The sequence below is a fragment of the Rhizobium sp. WSM1328 genome (assembly GCF_057653715.1).
On record NZ_CM172788.1, the window covers coordinates 4,262,017 to 4,285,348 of the forward strand.

Here is a 23,332-nt window from a genome sequence, read left to right on the forward strand (position 1 = left end):
ACTATTCCTTGGCGATCGGACCGACGAAATTGGTGTCGAAGCTCGGACCCAGCTTGAAGTCCTTCACACTCTTGCGGTAGCCGGCCACCTCGGTCTGCTGGAAGATGAAGACGAAGGGGCTGTTTGCCAGATACTTCTTCTGGATGTCCTGATATATGGCGGCGCGCTTGGCAGCGTCGCGTTCCAGAAGGGCTGCCTTGGCTTGCTTGTCGAGTTCCGGCGCTTCCCAGGTGTTGCGCCATGCGAGCGTCTTCACCGTGCCGGCATCGGAATTGTCAGGATTGCCGGTAAAGGTGTCGGCATTGGAATTCGGGTCGAAATAGTCCGAACCCCACTGGCCGATATACATGTCGTGCGTACGCGCGCGGTACTTGGTCAGCGTCTGCTTGCCGTCGCCGGGGATGATTTCCATCTTCACCCCGGCCTGCGCCAGCGTCTGCTGCATCGATTCGGCGATACCGGTCACCGGCTGGCTGTTGCGTACGTCCATGGTGATCGAGAAACCGTCGGGTACGCCGGCCTTGGCCAGCAGTTCCTTGGCCTTGGCGACATCGAGCTTGTAGGGATTCTCATCGAGTGCGCCGAGCTGACCCTTTGGCAGGAAGGTCTGATGGATCTCGCCGATACCCTTGATCAGCGTTGCGCTGATCGCATCGTAATCGACCAGATATTTGAAGGCTTCCTGGACTTCCGGCTTCTTCAGGTTCTCGTTCTTGTTGTTCAGGCTGACATAATAGATCGTGCCCTTCGGCGCACTGGTTGTCGCCAGATCCGCATTCTTCGAAACCGCGTCGATGTCGCCCGGCTCGAGGTTGCGGGCGATATCGATGTCGCCGGCTTCGAGCGCCAGCCGCTGGGCAGCGCTTTCCTTCATATAGCGGTAGATGACGCGGTTGAGCTTTGCCTTGTCACCATAATAATTGTCATTGCGCTCCAGCACGACGACTTCGTTGGCGCGCCATTCGCGCATCTTATAGGCGCCGGAGCCGGCATAGCCGGTCTTCAGCCATTCATTGCCGAAGTCGTTGTCGTATTTGTGGTCGGCATCGGGCGCCACCGCCTTCACATGCTCCAGCACCAGCTTCTTGTCGACGACGGAAGCGACGGTTGCCGTCAGGCAGTTGAGCACGAAGCTCGGCGCATAGGCCTTGTCGACCGTGAAGACGAAAGTGCCGGCATCGGCCGCCTTGGCTTTTTCCGCGACGTTATCGCCGGTCAGACCGAACTGGGTGAGGATGAAGGCTGGGCTCTTGTCGAGCTTGACGGCACGCTCGAACGACCAGGCGACGTCTTCGGCGGTGATCGGGTTGCCGGAGGCGAATTTCAGGCCTGACTTCAGCTTGAACGTATAGGTAAGGCCGTCATCGGAAACGCTCCAGCTCTCGGCCAGATCGCCCTTCACCTTGGACGTGTCGTCCATGTCGAGACGGACGAGCAGGCTGTAGCTGTTGGTGGTGATTTCGGCGGTCGAAAGCTCGAAAGCCTCACCCGGATCCATCGTGATGATATCGTCGATGGCGAAACCTTCGACCAGCGTATCCTTCGGTGTCTCGGCAAAGGCCGAGGGTGCCGCCATCATCAGGAGCGAAAGAGCGGCTCCCGCGGAAAGCAGGCGAAAATTGCGGCTGAGTTTGGTCATCATCATGGTCTGTTCCCCTGTTTTTTGATTGAATACGAAAGGCTTAGGCGTGGTCCTCCCGCCAAGCCTGGGCCAGAATGCGAAGCCAGTTTTCACGGGCAAGTTTTGCCAGGTCGGCGTCAGCATAGCCAACCTCTCTGAGAGCGGCAATCAGCTTCTGATTACCGGCTGCATCACCGATTTCCTCCGGAATGGTGGCCCCGTCGAAGTCCGATCCGAGCGCCACGCAGTCGATGCCGATGCGATTCACAAGATAGTCGATATGGCGGATCATGTCGGCAAGCGGCGTGTCGCTGTCTGAGCGGCCGTCGGCACGCAACATGGCGGTGGCATAGTTGATGCCGACGAGCCCGCGGCTTTCGCGGATCGCATCGAGCTGCCTGTCCGTCAGGTTGCGCGCGACCGGCGTCAGGGCGTGGGCATTGGAATGGCTGGCGACCAGCGGCTGGTCCGTCTTCTTCGCCACGTCCCAGAAACCCTTCTCGGTGATATGGGCAAGGTCGATCAGGATGCCGAGGCGATTGCATTCCCTGACCAGCGCGAAGCCGGCATCGGTAAGGCCCGGCGCCGTGTCCGGCGACATCGGGAAGGCGAAGGGCACGCCGTGACCGAAGACATTGTGCCGGCTCCAGACCGGCCCGAGCGACCGCAGCCCTGCCGCGTAGAACACCTCGAGCGCCGAGAGATCGGCGCCGATCGCCTCGCAGCCTTCCATATGCATGACGGCGGCGAAAATGTCGTCCGCCATGGCGCCGCGGATATCCTTCACCGTCCGGCAGAGCCGCCAGGCGCCGGCCTGGTCGAGCCGCAGCGCAATCGCCGCCATTTCATTGGCGATGGCAAGCGAAGGCAGCGGATCGAGAGGGGCCGCCATCGGCGTCATATAGCGGCCGTGGGCATCCGGATCGGCGAAGACGAGATCGCCCGAGGGAATATAGATGGCACAGAGGCCGCCTGAAAGACCGCCCTCTCTAGCCCGATGCGCATCGATATGGCCGACCGTCGTGCCGTCTGCGAATTCCGCGATCGGGTCGCTGCCGTCTTTTGAATGTGTCCAGAGTCGAAGGAGAACGTCGTTGTGACCGTCAAATACGAATTGCATCTGTCTTCCTGCGCTGCCCGGGCGGGCGAATGAAGCGGCAGAATAGAAAAGCTGACGGAATTCGCCACCTCTTTTTTCAGAAATCCGTCGATGCTGAAATGAAACGGGAGCCGAAGCTCCCGTAAAAAATCATTGCATGCCAGAAATCAGTGCTTGCGGCGTTTCTTCTGTCTGTAGACGTCGATGACGACAGCCGCGATGATAATGAGGCCCTTGACGATCTCCTGGTAATAGGCGTCGATCCTGAGGAACGTGAAGCCCGAGGTCATGACGCCGAGAATGATCGTGCCGATGACGGTGCCGGTGATGCGCCCGACACCGCCGGTGAGCGAGGTGCCGCCGATGACGGTCGCGGCGATCGCGTCGAGTTCATATCCGACGCCCATGCTGGCCTGTGCGGTTTCAGCACGTGCCGCCGTGACGATACCGGCAAGGCCGGCGAGCAATCCAGCAATCACATAGACCTTGACGAGATGCGCCTCGATGTTGATGCCGGAAACGCGTGCGGCCTGCGGGTTCGCGCCGATGGCATAGGTGAACTTTCCATAACGGGTGTAGCGCAGCGCAATATGAAAGATCAGCGCAACCACCAGGAAGACGACAACCGGCCAGGCTTTCGTTCCGATGAAATGAAACTGCTCGGTGATCCCGGAAACCGGCTGCCCCTTCGTATACCACTTCGCCACGCCCCTGGCCGAAACGAACATGCCAAGCGTGGCAATGAACGGCGGGATCTTCGTGTAGGCGATGAGCGCGCCGTTCGCGAGACCGGCCGCCGCCCCGATCAGCAGACCAACGACGATCGGCACGAAAGCCGGCAGGTCGGTCAGCGAGGGAAAAACGGCTCGTCCCCAGGTGGAGGACTGAGCAAAGCTTGTTGCGATCATCGCCGTCATGCCGACGACCGACCCTGATGAAAGGTCGATGCCGCCGGTGATGATGACCTGCGTGACGCCGACGGCGATGATGCCGATGACGGAGACCTGCAGGATCATGATCGTCAGACGCTGCGAATTCATCAGGAAGCTTTGGCCGATGAACATCCAGCCGAGCACTTCGTAGATGAGCGCGATGCCGACGAGCACGAGGAAAATGCTGAGCTCCGTCGGTATGCGCCGCCGCCTTTGCCGGGTTGCGAGCGGAGCCGCGCCCTCTGCTGCCTTGGTAGTCATGTCAAACCTCCCTTGGGCAATCGCCGTCAACGCATCACTGCGCAGCCAGCTCCATCACCTTGATCTGCGTTGCTTCGTCGCGATTGAGGAAACCGGTCACGCGTCCTTCGTGCATGACCATGATGCGATCGCTCATCCCGAGAACTTCGGGCATCTCGGATGAGATCATCACCACCGCCACGCCATCTCGCGCCATCTCCGTGACCAGCCGGTGGATTTCCGCCTTGGCGCCGACATCGATGCCACGCGTCGGCTCGTCGAGGATGAGGATGCGCGGATTGGTGAGCAGCCAGCGCCCGATCAGCACCTTCTGCTGATTGCCGCCCGAAAGATTTTCCACCCGCTCGTAAAGATTGGGCGTTTTCACGCGCAGCTTTTTTGCCATGTCTTCGCAGGTTGCCTCGACTGCGCCCTGCTGCACGAAGCCGCCCTTGACGTATCTGTCCTGTAGAACGGCGATCTGCATATTCTCGAGAATATCGAGGATCAGCAGGCAGCCGGTATCTTTGCGGTCCTCAGTCAGGAACGCCATCCGATTGCGGATGGCCTCGGTCGGCGAAGAAATGGTCACCGGCTTGCCGTAGAGCTCGATCGAGCCGGAGCTTGCCGGCGTCACCCCAAACAGCGTTTCGGCGACATTCGACCGGCCGGAGCCAACGAGGCCGGCCACACCGAGGATTTCGCCGGCCCTGACCTCGAAGGAGACGTTGTTGAAGACGCCCTTGAGACAAAGATCCTTGACGGAGAGCACGACCTCGCCGATCGGCACCTCTTCCTTGGGAAACATCTGGGTGATCTCGCGCCCGACCATCATGCGGATGATGTCGTCGCGGGTGACGTCGGTCGAGGCATGCGTGCCAATATATCGTCCGTCGCGGAAGACGGAGAACTCGTCGGCGATCTCGAAAAGCTCGTTCATCTTGTGGGTGATGTAGACGATGCCGATGCCTTGGGCCCTGAGGTCGCGGATAATACGGAAAAGATGCTCGACTTCGCGCTCCGTCAGCGCCGAAGTCGGCTCGTCCATGATCAACACGTCGGAATTATAGGAAACCGCCTTGGCGATCTCGACCATCTGCCGGTTGGCGACCGAGAGGTGGCGGACCTCGATATCGGGGTCGATGGCGATATTGAGCCGAGTAAACAGTTCCTCGGTCATGCGATGCATCACGCCGTGATCGATGAAGCCGAGGCGGTTCTTCGGTTCGCGGCGAATCCAGATATTTTCGGCAACCGTCATGAACGGCATCAGGTTCAGTTCCTGATGGATCATGGCAATGCCGTTCTCCAACGCGTCGAGTGGGGACTTCAGCTGGATCTCGATCCCTTTCAGCCGAATATCGCCCTTATCGGGCGTGTAGATGCCGGCGAGGATCTTCATCAATGTCGATTTGCCGGCGCCGTTTTCGCCCATCAGCGCATGCACGGAGGCGCGCTTCAGCCGGAACTGCACGTCATCGAGTGCGACGACACCAGGAAATTCCTTGCGGACACCCTCGGCGCTCAAGAGATATTCCGCATTCGGGACCGCGCCGCTCGCGCGCACGGCGGCCATGGTTGTCGGGCTGACGGCCATATCATCTCCTCCGGATACGGGCAGGCGAAAAGGATGCGGACAAAGCCCGCATCCTCTTAGCGTTCGCCTCAGTTCTTGGTGACGAAGTCCTTGACGTTGGCAGGCGTGACGAGCTGGAAGGGAATGTAGACCTTCTTCTCGATCTTTTCGCCCTTGGCGAGCTTGAGCGCTGCATCCAGCGAGCCTTTGCCCTGGCCGGCGGCATCCTGGAACACCGTGACGTCGAGATCGCCCGCCTGCATGGCGGCAAGTGCATCCTGCGTGGCGTCGACGCCGCCGACGACGACCTTGGTCATATCCTTGCCGGCCGCCTTCAGCGCCTGAATGGCGCCGATCGCCATTTCGTCGTTGTTGGCGATCACGGCGTCGAATTCGATGCCGCTCGAGAGCCAGTTGGTCATCAGGTCGGCGCCCTGGGTGCGGTCCCAGTTGGCCGTCTGCTCTTCGACGATCTCCAGGCCCTTGCATTCATCCGTCTTGATGACGTCGTGGATGTCTTGGGTGCGCATGCGCGCAGCCTGGTTGGAAAGCTCGCCCATGATGACGACGGCCTTGCCCTTGCCGCCGAGAATGCGGCAGATTTCCTTGGTTTCCAGCGTGCCGGATTCCTGTTCGTTGGATGCGACGAAGGCCTGCTTGTCCGGCAGCGTGTCGACGTTGACCGGCTGACGGTTGACGTAAACCAGCGGGATGCCGGCATCGGCAGCGAGCTTCGACATTGCCGTAGTCGCATCGGTATCGACAGGGTTGACGATGATCGCATCGACCTTGGAGGCGATGAAATTCTGGATCTGGCTCTGCTGCTTGGAAACGTCGTTCTGTGCGTCTTCGACCTGCAGCGTCACACCGCTCAGTGTCTTTGCATAATCGGTCATGCCGTTGCGCAGAACCGTCAGGAAATTGTCGTCGAATTTCGCCATCGAGACGCCGACAGTTTCCGCGTGAGCGGCCGTCGACATGACGAGCGCCATCGCAGTGCCCAGGATAAACTTTTTCATTTTCACTTCCTCCACAAAGCGGTGCCCGGCTGCACCCTCCTCACGCCGGAGCTCCAGGCATTTGCTCTGAAGCCGCAATTCCCCTGCGCCACCTCTCCCGCGGCGCTCCGCAAAACGGAACAAACAAACCGTTAAATCTGTTCTGCGGAATATTCATTCCATTTTCTGGGAACGGCGTCAAGTATCTTTAGCGGCGACGAGATATGGATGAGAACGAAATGCCGCGGGGCCTCACGACCGACGCCCACATTCCTCGTGTTGTGAAAGACCAAGCGAGCATCCATCTATGGGAGGATCGAAGGCAGGCTCACGGCCGCAGGCGCCTTCGACCTCTCGCCGCGACCCAATCATTTGAAGATTTTGGAGACAGGACAAATGTCCATTTCGATGTATCGCCTCACCGTTCCAATGTTCCAGCGCGGCCTCGCCAGTCTGAAAACCTACCTCGACAAGGCCGAAGCCTATGCGAAGGAAAAGAATATCGATCCCGCCATATTAGCCGCCGCTCGCCTGGCGCCCGACATGCTGCCGCTCTCCGGCCAGTATCAGCGCGCCAGCGACAGCGCCAAATTTGCGCTCGCCCGCCTGACGGCGACCGACGCCCCGAAGTTCGAGGATAACGAAACGACGTTCGACGACCTGCGCGAGCGCCTGGCAAAGACCGAAGCCTATCTCGCCGGCTTCTCGGCGGAAGCATTGGAAGGCACGCAAACCCGCCAGATCACCCTGCCGGGAAAGAGTGGTATCGTACTGCCGGGTGACGAATATATCGCCACCTTCGCCCTGCCGAATTTCTATTTCCATGTCGCGACGGCCCACGCCATCCTGCGCAACCAAGGCGCACCGATCGGCAAACGCGATTATCTCGGCTGAACCCCCGGTTCGGCCCGGCTGAACCCCCGGTTCGGCCCGGCTAGACCACTGCATAATTCCTTAAATCGGAATCGATTTAAGGATAAAATTATGGAGCGATTCAAAGTGTTACAGCGTCCTTTGTGGATCTTAAAAAGACACGCGGCGCTATAATATCAGGGCCGGTGCGTCACCGGCCCTCTTTCCGTCAGCTCAGTATAGGCGAGAGTCTGATCGAGATGGCGTGCGCGGAGCGACAGCAGCTTCTCGGCATAGTCGAGCCGTATCGCCGCATAGGCCGGATCCGCCGCGACATTGTCGAGTTCCATCGGGTCGTCGGCAAGATTGAAGAGCAGCGGCGGCAAGGCGGTGAAATGCACATATTTGAACCGCGCGTCGCGGATCACCGCGAGATTGCATTCGTTGGACCGCAGCCGGAAATGCTGCTCGGCCTCACCATGCGCAATGTCGCGGAAATCGAATTCCCAAAATGCCGCGTCCCGCCAGCCCTTTCCGCTGCCACCCCTGACGAACGGCATGAGCGACCGGCCATCGAGCCCGTTCTTCGCGTCGATGCCAAACCTTTGGCAAAGTGTCGGAAAAATATCCGCAGCGCTGGTGAATTTGTCGACGACCCCACCCGCAGCACTGCTTGCGGGATCGCGGATCACCAGAGGAATATGATAGCTGCCGTCGAAGAAACCGCCCTTGCCGAGCATCCAGTGATCGCCCGCCATCTCGGCGTGATCAGAGGTGAAGACAACAAGCGTATCGTCCCAGGCGCCCGCATCCTTGAGGGCCTGCCAGATGCGGCCGAGCTGCGCATCGACCTCTGATATCATGCCGTAATAGATCGCCCGGATCGCGGCGAAATCCTCGGCGTTCCAGCCGCTGAGCGGCCCCGTTGCGCCGTGGATAAAGCTGCCCTTGTCAGCGCGCGGCATGGCATAGGCGAGGTAGGGATGGCTGACCGGTTCCGCTTCGCGGTTTGTCGCGCGGGCAAAAGCCGGTCCCTCGCCTGGCTTGACCATCCGGTTGAACGGCTCCGGCACGGAGAACGGCGGATGCGGACGTAAGAAAGAGACATGCGCAAACCACGGCCTGTCCTGTTCGCCCATCCAGCGGATGAACTCGCCGGCCAGGAAAGCCGTTTGGGTCTCGTCGCGCGAATAGGCCGGCGCCGCATTTGAAATTTCTCCGGCTCCAGCACCAACAGGAATATGGATATCGCGGCTGACGGCATCGGCATGGCCGCGAGACCTGAGCCAGGAGAGCCACTGTCTTTCGTGCTCGGGCAGAAGCTGGCGGGCCGTAAAGCCCGGCAGCACGCCTTCGTAGCTCGTTAGATGCGGATCGCCGCCATCCATCCCGCGCGGATCGGGCGCCGTATCGGTGTAGCCGAACAGCGTCGGGTCGTATCCCGCCCGCCGGGCGGCCAGGGCCAGATTGTCGAAGCGGGCATCGAGCGGCGAACCGTTGCGGCAGACCCGGTGGTTCATCTGATAGAGACCGGTATAGAGCGTGGCCCGCGCCGGTGAGCAGGGCGCCGCGCCGGCATAGTGCCGCCGGAACAGGGTGCCTTCCCGCGCCAGAGCATCGACGCCAGGTGTCTTTACACAGGCATGACCGACAGCCGACAGGCAATCGCCGCGCCACTGATCCGCCGTGATCAGCAGGACGTTCGGCCGGCGCGCTTTCTCGATGCTGGTTGGCTCAATGCTGGTTGGATTTTGCATGCCAGTCCCAGGCGGAGCGGATGATCTCGGACAGATCATATTGCGGCACCCAGCCGAGCACGTCGCGCGCCTTGTCGTTATTGGCGACCAGCGTATGCGAATCGCCTTCGCGACGGCCGATATATTCGACCGGGAAAGGCCGGTTCGATACGTCCTCGATCGCGCCGAGCAATTCCTTGACTGTCGTGCCGGTGCCGGTGCCGAGGTTGAGCGCGACGGAATCGCCGCCCTTCAGTAGATATTCGACGGCGCGCACATGCGCATCGGCAAGATCCAGCACGTGGATATAGTCGCGCACACAGGTGCCGTCGCGTGTTTCGTAATCGCTGCCGAACACCTTGAAACCCTGACGGCGGCCGAGTGCCGCGTCGATCGCCAACGGTATTGCATGCGTTTCCGGTTGATGCCATTCGCCGATCCGGCCCTCGAAATCGGCGCCGGCCGCATTGAAATAGCGCAGTACCACCGAGCGCAGGCTCCTGTACTGGTCGTAATCGGCAAGCGCCTGTTCGACGATATATTTCGTCCGCCCATAGGGATTGATCGGCACCTGCCGGTGCGTCTCGTCGAGCGGCACGCTCTGCGGCAGGCCGTAGGTGGCGCAGGTGGAGGAGAATACGAAGGCGTTGATGCCGGCCGCCTGTGCCGCCGAAAGCAGTGTCAAAGTGCCGATCACATTGTTCTCGTAGAAGGAAACCGGATCCTTGACCGATTCGCCGACCTCGATCAGCGCCGCGAAATGCAGGATCGCCGCCGGCTTGTGTTTGGCCAGCACCTCGTCCAGCCGGGTGCGATCGCGAATATCGCCTTCCTCGGCCGGCCCCCATCTGACGAACTCGCGATGGCCGTTCGAAAAATTGTCGAAGACGACAGGCGTATAGCCCTTGTTCGCCAGGTCGAGGCACGTATGCGAGCCGATATAGCCGGCGCCGCCGACGACAAGAACCGTTTCACCTGCCATGCACCACCCTTATTTTTCGTTGAGAGATGGGAGAAACCTAGACGAGATACACGTCAATAAAAAGAAGGAACTGCGATCGGCGTCAACGGACAATACGTCAAATGCCGAAGCCACGTTCGACCGGGTGCGATCCGCCTGCGCAATATATGCCGGATCAGAAGGAAGCATAAATTATTCGCGTGATTTGCATAGCGGCCCGATCTAAGGCGCTTGCACCACCATGTGATGATCAACGGTCCGCAGCCATCAGACAGGAGAGCGCGAATGAGGAAGGCATTGGTCGTTTGGGGCGGCTGGCAAGGCCATGAGCCGGAGCAATGTGCCGATATCGTCGCCGATCTCTTGCGCGAGGACGATTTTACCGTCGAGGTGACCGGCGATCTCGGCGTATTCGGATCTCCGACGCTGGCGAAAGCCGATCTGCTGGTGCCGATCATTACCGGCGAAAAGCTTGAGAAGGAGCATGCCATCGGCCTCGTCGAAGCGGTGCGCGGCGGGCTCGGACTTGCCGGCCATCACGGCGCGCTCGCCACATCCTTCAAGGAAAGCGCGCCTTTCCGCTATATCTCCGGCGTCACCTGGGTCGCCCATCCCGGCAATATCATCGACTTTCGCGTTGCCGTCACCCGCCAGGACGATCCCGTCATGGAGGGCATTCCCGATTTCGACTATCGTTCGGAGCAATATTATCTCCATTACGATCCGACCGTCGAAATCCTCGCGACCACCACCTTCACCGGCGCCTACGATCCGGCGGCCCGCAATGTGGTGATGCCCGTCGTCTTCAAGCGCCATTTCGGCGCCGGCCGCATCTTCTATTCCGCCCTCGGCCATGTCGCGGCCGAATTCGACCATCCCTACATGCCCCTCATCCTGCGCCGTGGCCTGAGCTGGGCCGCACGTCAGTAGCGTCAGAACGATCGCCCGCGGATGAGGATCGGCAACGATATCCGGGCGACTTCGGCGGCTAAAGAACGCGCATTTCAGGCTGGAGGGCAGCCTCGGCTGATCGGCCGGCATGGGCGGCCGCTTGCCGATCGTCCGCCCGCGCCATAATTTCCCCGGATGCAGGATCGCTTCTCTTTCTTCCCCGCCACCCCCGACCGCCTGGCCGACATAGAAGCGGTCTTCGACGATTGCGCCGACGGCCGGAATTGTCGCTGTGCCTACTGGTATCTTCCGAATGCCGACTACAAGGCAGGATGGGGCGAGGGAAATCGCAACTGGTTCCGAAGCCTGCTCGCCGAATGGCGTCCGCCCGGCATTCTCGGCTATCACGACAATGAGCCGGCCGGATGGTGCGGGGTCGCACCGCGCGTCGTGTTCGACCGGCTGCGCCGTTCAAAGCCCTTTGCGCCGGTCGATGACAGGCCGGTCTGGTCGATCAATTGCTTCATCGTCCGCAAGCCGTTCCGGCGACAGGGATTATCGCAACTATTGCTGAAAAATGCGGTCGAATTTGCGACGGCAAACGGCGCCGAATGTCTCGAGGCCTATCCCGTCGACCAGGCAGCCCGTGCTTCGAACCGAGCCGAGCTTTATCCGGGAACGCTATCGATGTTTCTGGATGCCGGTTTCACCGAAGTGGCAAGACGCCTGCCGGCCAGACCTGTGGTCCGTCTGGAATGCCGCTGAATATTTCGGCAACCCAGGGATTGATAATATGGCTTAGCGGGCCGCCTTGATCTGCCGGTCGTTCTCGACGGCGGGAGCCGCCTCGTCATAAATCCGCAGCAGCCGTCCGGCTGCCTTCAGCTTCTCGATGAGGTCGTTTCCATCAGGCGAGGCCTTCGTCAGCTCCAGCTGTTCGAACTCCCGCAGCGCCTGCGCCCAATGGCTTTCCCCACGCCCATCCGGCCTGCCTTCCGATTCCCATAGTGAATAAGCGCGCTGGCTGACCCAGGCGTCTTTATTATGACTCATAATCAACCCCAGCGAGAAATTTGGAAGCAATATTCGACAAGCAACAAGGTGCCAAAACCGGCTTTAGGAGTCGTTACGAGGCAGCGTTAGTTTTTAGCTAATCCGAGGTGCCCGAGGGATTATCCCGTGCACACATTCCGGGACCTTGGCCTCGTATCGCCTGCAGGGTAGGGTCAACCGCAGAAACGACAGCGATGACCGATGGCAGCCAAGACAACACTTAATGCGAAGAATCTCGAATCCCTTGGTGCGCAGCGCCTTGCCGAGCTGCTGATCGAGATCAGCATGGGCAGTGCTGCCCACAAGCGACGGCTTCGAATGGAGCTTGCCGGCAATCACGGCAGCGCCGAGGTGGCGCGTGAGGTGCGAAAGCGACTTGTCAGCATTGCCCGCGCCCGCACCGTCATCAACTGGCGCAAAGTGAAAGCGCTGAAGAACGACCTGGAAACGCAGCGCAAGACGATCGCAGAGACGGTTGCCGCCGATGATCCCCAGGAGGCGTTCGACCTAATTTGGCAGTTCCTCGCATTGGCGAATCCGATCTTTGAGAGATCCAGTGACAGCAGCAGTTCTCTCATCCAAAGTTTTCATCAGGCTTGCGAGGATGCTGCCGCAATCGCCGCCTCCGCCAAGATCGGCTCCAATGTCCTGGCCGACAAGGTGTTTAAAGCCGTCCAAGACGATGGTTACGGCCAGTACGACAACCTGATTGCGGCGATGGCGCCAGCTCTCGGCAAGGATGGTCTCGATTGCTTGAAAACCCTCTTCGTCCAATGGTCAAAGGAGCCGAAAGACAAGCCGGCTAATGACAAGCGCGAGATCATCGGCTGGGGCAGCGCAGGCCCCCTTTACGAAGATGAGATCTACGGCACTCAGCGAGATCTGACGGTGCGCATAGCCTTGCAGGAAATTGCCGATGCCCAGGGCGATGTTGATGACTACATCGCTCTGCAACCCGAGAAAACGCGCAAGATGCCGATGATTGCGGCCGACATCGCCAATCGCCTGGTCTCGGCCGGCCGGTCCAAGGAGGCAATTGAGGTGCTGAATGAGGTCGATGCGACAGGCCAGGCCGGCATGCCATTCGAATGGCAGCGCGCGCGCGTCGAGACGCTCGAGGCCCTGGGGCGGCGAGAGGAAGCTCAAACCTATAGATGGACGTGCTTCGAGCAGTCGCTGCACGATCAGCATCTCCGCGCCTTCCTCAAGCGACTGCCGGACTTCGATGATCTGGAGGCAGAGGAGAAGGCATTCGCTTATGCCCAGGCTTTCCCGGAGGTCCACCAGGCGCTTACATTTTTCCTGAATTGGCCGGCACCCGCCGAGGCAGCGAAACTCGTGATGAGGCGGAAGGCGGAACTGGATGGCAATCTCTATGAGCTGATGCCGGCGGCGGCCGAAGCTCTGGCGGAGAAACATCCGCTTGCGGCAACCATCCTCTTGCGCTCCATGATCGATTTCGCGCTCGATAGCGGCCGGTCCAGCCGCTATAAGCATGCGGCGAGGCATCTTGCGGACTGCGCATCGCTTGCGCCTCATATCAATGACTTCGGCGACACAAGACCCCATGACATCTATGTCGCAGAACTTAAGCGTCGACACGGCAAGAGGCATGGCTTCTGGAGCCTGGTGACCTAAGTCGCTTCAGATATATCACCTTCGGAGGAATTCCATGACGACCACCGCCTGGCACGCCGATCCACTGACTTGGGGCACTGGACCCCGCATCTTCGAAGCCTTTCTGGAGCCGACTTGCCCCTATTCGGTCAAAACGTTCAACAAGCTCGATGACCTGCTGAGCCAAGCCGGCGAAGACAAGATCACCGTGAAGATCCGCCTGCAGTCGCAACCCTGGCATATGTATTCGGGTGTCCTCGTCCGCTGCATCATCGCAGCCTCAACGTTGGAAGGCGGCAAGCAGACAGCAAAGAAAGTGATATCAGCCATTGCGGCCCATCGCGAGGAGTTCGAGTTTGAACGCCATGCCGGCGGCCCAAATATGGATGCGACGCCGAACCAGATCATCGAGCGCCTGGAAGGCTACAGCGGCGTCAAGTTGAAAGAGGCCTTCGCCACCCCGGATCTCGACCGGGAGATCAAGTGGCACTGCAAATATGCCCGGCAGAACGGCATCCACGTCTCGCCAACCTTCATGATCGACGGGCTGGTGCAGGCAGATATGAGCAGCGGCGATGAGGTTGTCGTCTGGGTGAAGAAGGCACTGGGCAACTGACGCTGGCCGAGTGCCAGAGACGGTCCCGCCCGCCTATTTGTCTCCTGCCATGAATACCATGCAGGAATCAGTGCAAGCAGCAGGGATTTTCCAACTTTGGACTTCAGGAAACACCGCGGGTGTGGCCCTGGGATGGATGCGATCCTACCGGCCAGTCACGGAAGTATCCCGGCAATCACAAAGCGCTGATAATCCCGGGAAGCTTATGGCGGAGAGGGTGGGATTTGAACCCACGATACCCTTGCAGGTATGCCGCATTTCGAGTGCGGTGCATTCGACCACTCTGCCACCTCTCCGCGGTCTGGTCGGCGCTTGTTCGGCGCGGGCGTTCTCATAACGGGCAAATGACAGGCTGGCAAGCCGAAAAGTCGAAGCATTCCATCCTTTTGCCTTGACACCTTTTTGTCACTCGCGTATCCCGGCTGCGCAATAGGTTTGGAGAAATCCGCGCCTTGGCAATCCCGCGCTCGCGCGGGGCTTCACCGGCAGGACGAGTTCGAGGATTAGACCTCTGAAATCCCTGCTTAACTTCGACTGATAAAAAGACAGCCACCTGCTCAATTAGCGGGGAGCGCTGGAACGAACATGAAAGGATAAAAAATGTTCGCAGTCATCAAGACCGGCGGTAAACAGTACCGTGTGGCAGCCAACGACGTGCTGACCATCGAAAAGCTGGAAGCCACCGCTGGCGACTCCATTGAATTCACCGAAGTGCTCGTGATCGGCGAAGGCGCCGACGCTGCGATCGGTGCGCCCTTCGTAACCGGCGCCTCTGTCAAGGCAGAAGTCGTCGAACAGAACCGCGGCAGGAAGGTCATCGCCTTCAAGAAGCGCCGCCGTCAGAATTCGAAGCGTTCGCGCGGCCATCGTCAGCATCACACGGTCGTCCGTATCACGGACATCGTGGCTGCCAAGTAAGATCAACGGGACAAGGTTTAAAGGAGAACTCCAATGGCACACAAAAAAGCTGGCGGTTCATCGCGCAACGGTCGCGATTCTCAGTCCAAGCGCCTTGGCGTGAAGAAGTTCGGCGGCGAAGCCGTCATCGCAGGCAACATCATCGTGCGTCAGCGCGGAACTGAGTGGCATCCGGGTTCCAACGTCGGCCTCGGCAAGGATCACACGATTTTTGCGCTTACCGCCGGCAATGTGAACTACCGAACCAAGGCCAACGGTCGCGTCTACGTGTCTGTCATGCCGAAAGCGGAAGCAGCGGAATAAGCCGGTAGCGCTCAAAAACAGCCGGCGTCTCATCGACCCGGCTGGCCGTATCAGGTTCAGTCTAGAAAACAGGGGAGATGGGGCGCCATCTCCCCTTTTTCTTTACCCCTCAAGGAGGACTGAACCATGCAAGGCGAATTGTTAAGGGTAGACCAATCACGGTCTCCCCAGGAAGACCAGCGGTCTTCCACGGAGCGGCTGAGGCCGGAACGGTTAAGGACCGATTGCCCTGTCTTGTTATCGGAAAGGCTCGTCATGCGCGCGCCCCACGAAGAAGACATCGACGCCCTTGCCCATCTCGCCAATAACGCCAAAGTCGCCACCATGGTATCGCGTATGCCGCACCCTTATACCGCCGATGATGCTGCCGACTTCGTGCGTCGCACGAAAAATGGCGAGATTGGCAAGTGCGTCTATGCGATCACCAAAGCCGAAAACGGCGCCTTTATCGGCTGCTGCGGCGTGGAGCCGCAAACAGACGGCAAAACCGTCGAGATCGGTTACTGGCTGGGCGAGCCCTATTGGAACAAGGGTTATACCACCGAGGCCTGCCATGCCCTGGTCGATATGGTGTTCAGGACCCGTCAGGACGTCGATCAGATCGACGCCCGTTGCCGGGTCATGAACGTCGCCTCGCGCCGCGTCATCCAGAAGTGCGGCTTCCAGTTCCAGGGATCGGGGCTCGCCGCCTCGCTGGCGCTCGGCAGCAACGTGCCGGTCGAATGGTACAGGCTCGACCGCAAGACCTGGATGTCCCTCCGAAGCTGGGGGAACATCGCATGAGCACGACTGCGCTGCAAAGGCCGGAGGTCAAGCCGATGATGCCCGGCCCCGCGCCGGTTATCTCGACCGCCCGGCTGACGCTCCGCCCCCACAGGCTGAGCGATGCGCCTGCGATCGCGGAATCGCTCTCGGATTTCGCGGTCACGCGCATGTTGTCCCGCGTACCCGCGCCGTTCGACCGGCAGGATGCGCTGGACTGGCTGATCCCGGTCACCTCGGGCACCCTGCCCGACTGGCCGCTGGCGATCACCGATAAGGACGACGTCCATATCGGCAACGTCTCGATCGAGCTGCGCCACGGTCGCTGGCACCTCGGCTACTGGCTGAACCGCTATTACTGGCGGCGCGGCTATATGAGTGAGGCGGTGGCGGCGATCATCGAGCGCTTCTCGCGCCGCATGCCGGAGACGCCGGTTCATTCCGGCGTTTTCGCCGACAACCCGGCTTCGCTGCGACTGCAGGAGAAGCTCGGTTTCCGCATGACGGGCTGCGGCGAAATCTATTGTTTCGCCCGCAATACCATGGTGTCGCACATCGAGACCGTGCTGCAGCCTGGCATGCTGCAGCCGCGAAAGGTCGCCTGATAGAGCATGGTGCCGAAAAGTGTACGCGGTTTTCGGACAACATCATGCTCCAGAACTAGAAAGGAGACGTCGCCGTACTGGCGGCGTCTCCATCAAACGCCGATCTCGACCCATAGAGGAAAGTGATCGGAAGCGACGGATTGCGTATCGATCCGGGCGGATTTCAACCGGCTCTGCAGGCCGCAACTGACGAAGCAATAATCGAGATGCATGCGTTTGCCGTGATCTTCGGGATCCATCCAGCTGTAGCTCTCCGGAGAGTAAGCCTCCAGCGCCGCAAAAGCGTCGACCGGCGTGCCGATCCTCGCCACACGGCCGTAATATCCGCCGCCAGCACCGGCAAGCGCGCAATATTCCGGCGATTCCGGCTCCATGTTGAAATCCCCCATGATGACATAATCCTCCGGCAGCGGCGGCTCCGGCAGGTCGAATTCACCACCCCCCGTCAGCGACCCACCCTCCTGGACGAAGGCATTGATATGCGCGTTCAAGAATTCCAATTGGCGGATGCGCTCGTCGGCAGAGACATGGTCGAGATGGACGGAGTAGACGCGGATCGCAGCGCCGGGTGCGTCGATCACCGCCTCGGTCGCGCCACGCTGCAGGTTGATCTTGCCGATCGTCCGGCTGCGCGGCAGAAGCAGCGTCCGGGTCGAGACAACAGGCCAGCGCGACAGCACCATGTTGCCGAACTGGAAACGGGTCCCGCGCACCGGCTGGAACCCGCCTTCATCAGCTTCGACATGCATGTCGCAGGCTGGCCCATACACCCAGGAAAGAAGGCTGCAACATCGGCTGCCATGTCGGCAAAACCGTTGCGGGAGAAGCCGCGGGTCACCTCCTGCAGCGCGATGACATCGGCACCCTCGAGGCTCCGGGCAATGCGCGCCAGATCGTATCTGCCGTCGAGACCGAAGCCGTACTGTATGTTATAGCTCGCAAAATTCACGATAATCTTTGACCTCCGTCGGAACCGCCTATATCGAATGGGCCAAGACGGGCCGTCCAACTGCCACTGAATATTGGAAGTAAAATGAAATTTCTCGACGAAGCAAAGGTCTATATCAAGTCCGGGGACGGCGGCGGCGGCAGCGTTTCCTTCCGACGCGAGAAATTCATCGAGTTCGGCGGCCCTGACGGAGGCGACGGCGGACGCGGCGGCGACGTCTGGGTCGAGACCGTTAACGGCCTCAACACGCTGATCGATTTCCGCTTTCAGCAGCATTTCAAGGCGACGATCGGCACCCATGGCATGGGCAGGAACCGCACCGGCGCCAACGGCAGCGACGTGACGCTGAAGGTCCCGGTCGGCACCCAGATCTTCGAGGAAGATCAGGAAACGCTGATCTGCGACCTGACCGTCGAAGGCCAGCGCTACTGTCTCGCCCATGGCGGCAATGGCGGCTTCGGCAACGCCCATTTCAAAACCTCGACCAATCAGGCGCCGGATTGGGCCAATCCCGGTCTGCCCGGCGAGGAAAAGACCATCTGGCTACGCCTGAAGCTGATTGCCGATGCCGGCCTCGTCGGCATGCCGAATGCCGGCAAGTCGACCTTCCTGGCATCGGTCACCCGGGCCCGGCCGAAAATCGCCAACTATCCCTTCACCACACTGCATCCTAATCTCGGTGTAGCCACGATCGACGAGCGCGAATTCATCCTGGCCGACATTCCGGGCCTGATCGAAGGCGCCCATGAAGGGGTCGGCATCGGCGACCGTTTCCTCGGCCATGTCGAGCGCACCCGCGTGCTGCTCCACCTCATCTCCGCCCAGGAAGAAAAGGTGGGCAAGGCCTATAAGACGGTCAAGCACGAACTCGAAGCCTACGGAAACGATCTGACCGACAAGGCGGAGATCGTGGCGCTGTCGCAGATCGACGTGCTCGACGATGCTGAATTGAAGAAGAAGACCAAGGAATTGGCCAAGGCCTGCGGCAAGACGCCGTTCCAGATTTCGGCCGTCACCGGCAAGGGCATGACCGAGGTATTGCGTGCGCTGCGCGACATCATCGTCGAAGCCAATACCGAGGAGAAGCCGGCCAAGGTGCCGAAGCTGCGCCATCGCGACATGGTCGTCACCGATGAGGGCGAGGACAAGGGTGGGGACGAGGACGATGACCAGCCGTAAGCCGCTTGGCCGCTACCGCCGCATCGTCATCAAGATCGGATCTGCGCTTCTGGTCGACCGCAAGGCCGGGCTGAAGAAGGCCTGGCTCGACGCCATGTGCGCCGATATCTCAGGCCTGAAGGCTAAAGGCATCGATGTGCTCGTCGTCTCCTCGGGGGCAATCGCGCTCGGCCGCTCGGTGCTCGACCTGCCCTCGGGCGCGCTGAAGCTGGAGGAAAGCCAGGCGGCCGCCGCCGTCGGCCAGATCGCGCTGGCTCGTGCCTGGTCGGAGAGCCTGTCACGCGACGAGATCGTCGCCGGTCAGATCCTGCTGACGCTCGGCGATACCGAGGAGCGCCGCCGCTATCTCAATGCGCGCGCCACCATCAATCAGCTTTTGAAGATCGGCGCCGTGCCGATCATCAATGAAAACGACACCGTCGCCACCAGCGAGATCCGCTATGGTGACAATGATCGCCTCGCCGCCCGCGTCGCGACGATGACCGGCGCCGATCTGCTCATCCTTCTCTCCGACATCGACGGCCTCTACACCGCGCCGCCGCATCTCGATCCGAACGCGACGTTCCTGGAAACGATTGCCGAAATCACCCCCGAGATCGAGGCGATGGCCGGCGGTGCGGCCTCCGAGCTTTCGCGCGGCGGCATGCGCACCAAGATCGATGCCGGCAAGATTGCGACGGCATCAGGCTGCGCCATGATCATCGCCTCCGGCAAGACCGACAATCCTCTGTCGGCAATCGAAAACGGCGCGCGTTCCTCGTGGTTCGCGCCGTCGGGCACACCCGTTACCGCCCGCAAGACCTGGATTGCCGGCCAGTTGCAGCCGGCCGGCGAACTGCATGTCGATGACGGCGCCGTCACAGCCCTCGGCGCCGGCAAGAGCCTGCTTCCCGCCGGCGTGCGCAGCGTTTCCGGCCTCTTCAGCCGCGGCGATACGGTGGCGGTCATCGGCCCGGCCGGCCGCGAGATCGCCCGCGGCCTTGTTAGCTACGATGCCGACGACGCCCGTCGGATTGCCGGCCGCAAGTCGGCGGAGATCGAGGCCATCCTCGGTTATGCCGGGCGCGCCGCCATGGTCCATCGCGACGACATGGTGATGACCGCGCAGATCGGTTCGAAATCGGAAAGGCAGAAGAAGGACGCGAGCTATGCTTGATACCGTTGCGCCAAGCCCTGACATTGATGTGCTGATGAACGACATCGGCCGCAAGGCAAAGGCTGCCGCGCGACCGCTGAGCTTTGCGTCCACTGAGGCGAAGAACAGCGCGCTGAATTCCATGGCCGATGCGATCCTAGCGAACAAGGCGCATATTCTTGCCGAGAACGCCAGGGACCTGAAGGATATCGAAGGCACCGAGACGCTCGCTTCCTTCGTCGACCGGCTGACGCTGAACGACAAGCGCGTCGCCGAGATGGCCGAGGGAATCCGCGCCATCGCCGCCCTTGCAGATCCGGTCGGCGAAGTCATCGCTGCCTGGGACCGGCCGAACGGGCTGAAAATCGAGCGCGTCCGCACCCCGCTCGGCGTCATCGGCGTGATCTTCGAAAGCCGCCCGAACGTCACCGCGGATGCCGGCGCCCTCTGCCTCAAGGCGGGCAATGCCGTCATCCTACGCTGCGGCTCGGACTCGCGCCGTTCATCGCAGGCTATCCATGCCTGCCTTGTCGAAGGATTGAAGGCGGCGGAACTTCCAGAGCATGCTATCCAGCTTGTGCCGGTCACCGACCGCGCTGCCGTCGGCGCTATGCTGCGCGGCCTCGACGGGGCGATCGACGTCATCGTGCCCCGCGGCGGCAAAAGCCTGGTTGCCCGCGTGCAGAGCGAGGCCCGCGTGCCTGTATTCGCCCATCTCGAAGGCCTTTGCCATATCTATGTCGATGCCTCGGCCGATATCGAGATGGCGAAGAGGATCATCGTCAATGCCAAGATGCGCCGCACCGGCATCTGCGGCGCAGCCGAAACCCTGCTTGTCGATGGCGCCGCGATCGGTACGCATTTGACGCCGCTGCTCGAGGTTCTGACGGAGGCCGGCTGCGAGATCCGCGCTTCGCCAACAGTGCTGAAGGTCGCACCGGGTTTGAAGCCCGCGACCGAGGAGGACTGGTCGACCGAATATCTCGACGCGATCATTTCAGTTGCCGTCGTCGACGGCATATCGGGCGCTATCGCCCATATCCAGACATATTCCTCGAACCACACCGAGGCCGTCATCGCCGAGGACCCCGACGTCGTGGCGCGTTTCTTCACCGAAGTCGATTCGGCGATCCTGCTCCACAATGCCTCGACACAGTTTGCCGATGGCGGCGAGTTCGGCATGGGTGCGGAAATCGGCATCGCCACCGGCAAGATGCATGCCCGTGGCCCCGTCGGCGTCGAACAGCTCACCTCTTTCAAATATCGGGTGCACGGTGCCGGACAGACGCGGCCCTGACGTGACGACCGAGCCTGACGTAGCGATCGAGAATGTGGACCGGCACTATCTCCGCATGCCGCACAGCGAGCGCGGCATGGTCGTCGGTCTGTTCGGCGGCTCGTTCAATCCGCCGCATCAGGGCCACGCGCTCGTCGCCGAAATCGCTCTCAAGCGGCTCGGCCTCGACCAGCTCTGGTGGATGGTCACCCCGGGCAATCCGCTAAAGAGCCGCAACCAGCTCGCACCACTCGCCGAGCGCCTCGCCGAAAGCGAACGTGTTGCCGCCGATCCCCGCATCAAGGTCACCGCCTTCGAACAGGCGTTCGGCACCAGCTACACCGCCAACACGCTTGCCCGCGTCAAGGCGCGTAATCCACATGTGCATTTCATCTGGATCATGGGCGCAGACAGCCTGCAGACCTTTCACAAATGGCAGAAATGGCAGGAAATTGCCCGCACCTTCCCGATCGCGGTGATCGATCGGCCGGGCGCGACGCTGTCCTTCCTGTCCTCGAAAATGGCCAGGACCTTCGATTTCGCCCGTGTCGACGAGGATGATGCCCGTGTTCTCTGGAAGAAACGTGCACCGGCCTGGACCTTCATCCACGGACCACGCTCCGGCCTGAGCTCGACGGCAATCCGCAACGGCTCGTCGCACGGCGACGTCGAATAGAGCGCCGCCGCCCAGCAAGACGCATGCGCCGGCCTGATTTCAGAAGATCCCGAAAACGAGAAAGCCCGACGGGGGAGGATCCGTCGGGCTTATAAACTCGATCGACAACTGGGAGGAGGAGTGTTGTCGACCCTATCGAACGGCTATGGGAGGAGGAGAAGCCGTTCGATGAGTATGTTGTACCATATTTCGCAGGAAGATGAACATCGATTGGTGCATTGCAGCAATGCATTGTGCGCAAATCTCGAGGCGGATTTGGCTTCATCATTGCCGCTTTTATTAGCAAAAATTAAGGAAACATCCCCCGCTGCCCGGAGTCCTTGCGGTTGGCAAACTGACTCTGGGTATTTTCGCCATGCTGATCTGACTTTCGCCGGAAGCCATGCACCTCACGAATGCGTGAACATTGCGCCGCTGCGAACGCGAGCACCCGATACGGTTATATTTTCCTGGATATATCCCTAGCCAAGATGCCTCGCCCGTTATATTCGTCGCAATATTTCGAACCCTGGGGAATAAGTCATGCAAAACCGCCGCCAATGGATGAAACTGGCAACCGCTGCGATCGCCGGCCTCTGGCTTGGCGCGACAGCGCTGCCGGCGCCTGCCGCCGCAGCCGAAAAGCTCACCGTCTTTGCGGCGGCGAGCCTCAAGAATGCGCTCGACGCCGCCAATGCCGCCTGGGCAAAGGAAAGCGGCAAGGAAGCCGTCGCCTCCTATGCGGCGAGCGGCGCGCTGGCCAAGCAGATCGAAAGTGCCGCACCCGCCGATATCTTCATCTCGGCCGACCTCGACTGGATGGACTATGTCGCCAAGAAGAACCTGATCAAGGCCGATACCCGCTCCAACCTGCTCGGCAACAAGATTGTGCTCGTTGCCGAAAAGGACAAGGCAAAGCCGGTTGAGATCAAACAGGGCTTCGATCTTGCCGGACTCCTCGGTGACGGCAAGCTTGCCATGGGTGAGCCGAAATCGGTTCCGGCCGGCAAATACGGCATGGCCGCGCTCGAAAAGCTCGGCGTCTGGAAATCGGTCGAAACCAAGGTTGCCGGCGCTGAAAGCGTGCGCGCCGCCCTGGCCCTCGTCTCCCGCGGCGAAGCGCCCTACGGCATCGTCTACCAGACGGATGCCGCAGCCGATAAGGGTGTCGCCATCGTCGGCACCTTCCCCGCCGAGTCCCATCCCCCGATCATCTATCCGATTGCAATCCTCGCCGAGAGCAAGAACTCGGATGCATCAGCCTATCTCGATTTTCTGAAATCGGACAAGGCGGCCGCCTTCTTCACGGCGCAGGGTTTCACCATCCTGAAATGATTGAGAAGTTGAGATGATTGCGG

22 protein-coding genes, 1 tRNA gene and 1 pseudogene are annotated in these 23,332 nt (G+C 60.6%); 14 read left to right on the forward strand and 10 right to left on the reverse strand.

Annotated features, from left to right (window positions below; genetic code table 11):
* Position 1: 1 nt before the first annotated feature.
* The 5 genes from AC2444_RS21135 to AC2444_RS21155 all read right to left on the reverse strand — a co-directional run bounded on the left by AC2444_RS21135 (position 2) and on the right by AC2444_RS21155 (position 6,487).
* Positions 2–1,645 carry an ABC transporter substrate-binding protein gene (locus AC2444_RS21135; protein WP_012759465.1) on the reverse strand — a complete coding sequence of 548 codons (1,644 nt, stop codon included), beginning with the start codon at positions 1,643–1,645 and terminating at the stop codon, positions 2–4.
* A 37-nt stretch (positions 1,646–1,682) separates the two neighbouring features.
* Positions 1,683–2,741 carry a dipeptidase gene (locus AC2444_RS21140; protein ID WP_012759466.1) on the reverse strand — a complete coding sequence of 353 codons (1,059 nt, stop codon included), beginning with the start codon at positions 2,739–2,741 and terminating at the stop codon, positions 1,683–1,685.
* 146 nt (positions 2,742–2,887) lie between these two features.
* Positions 2,888–3,913 (reverse strand): ABC transporter permease, encoded by a 1,026-nt coding sequence (locus AC2444_RS21145; RefSeq protein WP_012759467.1) that lies wholly within the window; start codon positions 3,911–3,913, stop codon positions 2,888–2,890.
* A gap of 34 nt (positions 3,914–3,947) precedes the next feature.
* Positions 3,948–5,489 carry a sugar ABC transporter ATP-binding protein gene (locus AC2444_RS21150; RefSeq protein WP_012759468.1) on the reverse strand — a complete coding sequence of 514 codons (1,542 nt, stop codon included), beginning with the start codon at positions 5,487–5,489 and terminating at the stop codon, positions 3,948–3,950.
* Positions 5,490–5,557: 68 nt separating this feature from the next.
* Positions 5,558–6,487 carry a sugar ABC transporter substrate-binding protein gene (locus tag AC2444_RS21155; protein ID WP_012759469.1) on the reverse strand — a complete coding sequence of 310 codons (930 nt, stop codon included), beginning with the start codon at positions 6,485–6,487 and terminating at the stop codon, positions 5,558–5,560.
* A 375-nt stretch (positions 6,488–6,862) separates the two neighbouring features.
* Here AC2444_RS21155 and AC2444_RS21160 point away from each other — a divergent pair, with 375 nt between their 5' ends.
* Positions 6,863–7,360, forward strand: coding sequence for a DUF1993 domain-containing protein (locus AC2444_RS21160; RefSeq protein WP_012759470.1), 498 nt, complete (start codon positions 6,863–6,865; stop codon positions 7,358–7,360).
* Positions 7,361–7,515: 155 nt separating this feature from the next.
* Here the strand turns inward: AC2444_RS21160 and AC2444_RS21165 are convergent, their stop codons facing one another.
* Both AC2444_RS21165 and galE read right to left on the reverse strand, forming a co-directional pair.
* The gene (locus AC2444_RS21165) at positions 7,516–9,075 is read right to left on the reverse strand and encodes an alkaline phosphatase family protein (RefSeq protein ID WP_012759471.1); all 1,560 of its coding nucleotides are present in this window, start codon (positions 9,073–9,075) and stop codon (positions 7,516–7,518) included.
* Entirely contained in the window at positions 9,053–10,036 is a 984-nt protein-coding gene (gene galE, locus AC2444_RS21170) for a UDP-glucose 4-epimerase GalE (RefSeq protein ID WP_012759472.1), read from the reverse strand. Before galE ends, AC2444_RS21165 begins: the two co-directional genes overlap by 23 nt.
* A 264-nt stretch (positions 10,037–10,300) precedes the next feature.
* Between galE and AC2444_RS21175 the strand changes: the two genes are divergently transcribed.
* Positions 10,301–10,945, forward strand: a complete 645-nt coding sequence (locus AC2444_RS21175) for a ThuA domain-containing protein (RefSeq protein ID WP_012759473.1) — start codon at positions 10,301–10,303, stop codon at positions 10,943–10,945.
* Between the two features lie 156 nt (positions 10,946–11,101).
* Entirely contained in the window at positions 11,102–11,671 is a 570-nt protein-coding gene (locus AC2444_RS21180) for a GNAT family N-acetyltransferase (RefSeq protein ID WP_012759474.1), read from the forward strand.
* Between the two features lie 33 nt (positions 11,672–11,704).
* Here the strand turns inward: AC2444_RS21180 and AC2444_RS21185 are convergent, their stop codons facing one another.
* On the reverse strand, positions 11,705–11,959 hold the full coding sequence (locus tag AC2444_RS21185) for a DUF2934 domain-containing protein (protein WP_012759475.1): 255 nt from the start codon (positions 11,957–11,959) through the stop codon (positions 11,705–11,707).
* A gap of 201 nt (positions 11,960–12,160) precedes the next feature.
* On the opposite strand from AC2444_RS21185, the gene AC2444_RS21190 reads away from it, so the two are divergent.
* Together AC2444_RS21190 and AC2444_RS21195 are read left to right on the forward strand one after the other, a co-directional pair.
* Positions 12,161–13,597, forward strand: a complete 1,437-nt coding sequence (locus tag AC2444_RS21190) for a DUF6880 family protein (RefSeq protein WP_012759476.1) — start codon at positions 12,161–12,163, stop codon at positions 13,595–13,597.
* Between the two features lie 34 nt (positions 13,598–13,631).
* Positions 13,632–14,192 carry a DsbA family protein gene (locus AC2444_RS21195; protein ID WP_012759477.1) on the forward strand — a complete coding sequence of 187 codons (561 nt, stop codon included), beginning with the start codon at positions 13,632–13,634 and terminating at the stop codon, positions 14,190–14,192.
* Between the two features lie 206 nt (positions 14,193–14,398).
* On the opposite strand, the gene AC2444_RS21200 is transcribed toward AC2444_RS21195, so the two are convergent.
* Positions 14,399–14,488, reverse strand: a tRNA-Ser gene (locus AC2444_RS21200).
* A gap of 304 nt (positions 14,489–14,792) precedes the next feature.
* Here AC2444_RS21200 and rplU point away from each other — a divergent pair.
* The 4 genes from rplU (at position 14,793) to AC2444_RS21220 (ending at position 16,780) form a co-directional block, all read left to right on the forward strand.
* On the forward strand, positions 14,793–15,110 hold the full coding sequence (gene rplU / locus AC2444_RS21205; RefSeq protein WP_012759478.1) for a 50S ribosomal protein L21: 318 nt from the start codon (positions 14,793–14,795) through the stop codon (positions 15,108–15,110).
* Between the two features lie 33 nt (positions 15,111–15,143).
* The gene (gene rpmA, locus AC2444_RS21210; RefSeq protein ID WP_003543909.1) at positions 15,144–15,413 is read left to right on the forward strand and encodes a 50S ribosomal protein L27; all 270 of its coding nucleotides are present in this window, start codon (positions 15,144–15,146) and stop codon (positions 15,411–15,413) included.
* Between the two features lie 126 nt (positions 15,414–15,539).
* Complete coding sequence (locus tag AC2444_RS21215; protein ID WP_003543911.1) at positions 15,540–16,196, forward strand: GNAT family N-acetyltransferase; 657 nt, start codon at positions 15,540–15,542, stop codon at positions 16,194–16,196.
* A complete protein-coding gene (locus tag AC2444_RS21220; protein WP_041935599.1) occupies positions 16,193–16,780 on the forward strand; it encodes a GNAT family N-acetyltransferase in 588 nt (195 codons plus the stop codon). The genes AC2444_RS21215 and AC2444_RS21220 overlap by 4 nt, the downstream gene beginning before the upstream one ends.
* 92 nt (positions 16,781–16,872) lie before the next feature.
* Here the strand turns inward: AC2444_RS21220 and AC2444_RS21225 are convergent.
* Positions 16,873–17,729 (reverse strand): annotated as a pseudogene (locus AC2444_RS21225) (endonuclease/exonuclease/phosphatase family protein).
* 84 nt (positions 17,730–17,813) lie between these two features.
* Between AC2444_RS21225 and obgE the strand changes: the two are divergent.
* The 5 genes from obgE to modA all read left to right on the forward strand — a co-directional run bounded on the left by obgE (position 17,814) and on the right by modA (position 23,309).
* On the forward strand, positions 17,814–18,908 hold the full coding sequence (obgE, locus tag AC2444_RS21230; RefSeq protein WP_012759481.1) for a GTPase ObgE: 1,095 nt from the start codon (positions 17,814–17,816) through the stop codon (positions 18,906–18,908).
* Positions 18,895–20,064, forward strand: a complete 1,170-nt coding sequence (gene proB / locus AC2444_RS21235; protein WP_012759482.1) for a glutamate 5-kinase — start codon at positions 18,895–18,897, stop codon at positions 20,062–20,064. Before obgE ends, proB begins: the two co-directional genes overlap by 14 nt.
* Positions 20,057–21,340, forward strand: coding sequence for a glutamate-5-semialdehyde dehydrogenase (locus AC2444_RS21240; RefSeq protein WP_012759483.1), 1,284 nt, complete (start codon positions 20,057–20,059; stop codon positions 21,338–21,340). Before proB ends, AC2444_RS21240 begins: the two co-directional genes overlap by 8 nt.
* Entirely contained in the window at positions 21,261–21,995 is a 735-nt protein-coding gene (locus AC2444_RS21245; RefSeq protein WP_050563532.1) for a nicotinate-nucleotide adenylyltransferase, read from the forward strand. Before AC2444_RS21240 ends, AC2444_RS21245 begins: the two co-directional genes overlap by 80 nt.
* Before the next feature lie 522 nt (positions 21,996–22,517).
* Positions 22,518–23,309, forward strand: a complete 792-nt coding sequence (gene modA / locus AC2444_RS21250; RefSeq protein ID WP_012759485.1) for a molybdate ABC transporter substrate-binding protein — start codon at positions 22,518–22,520, stop codon at positions 23,307–23,309.
* Positions 23,310–23,332 lie beyond the last annotated feature (23 nt).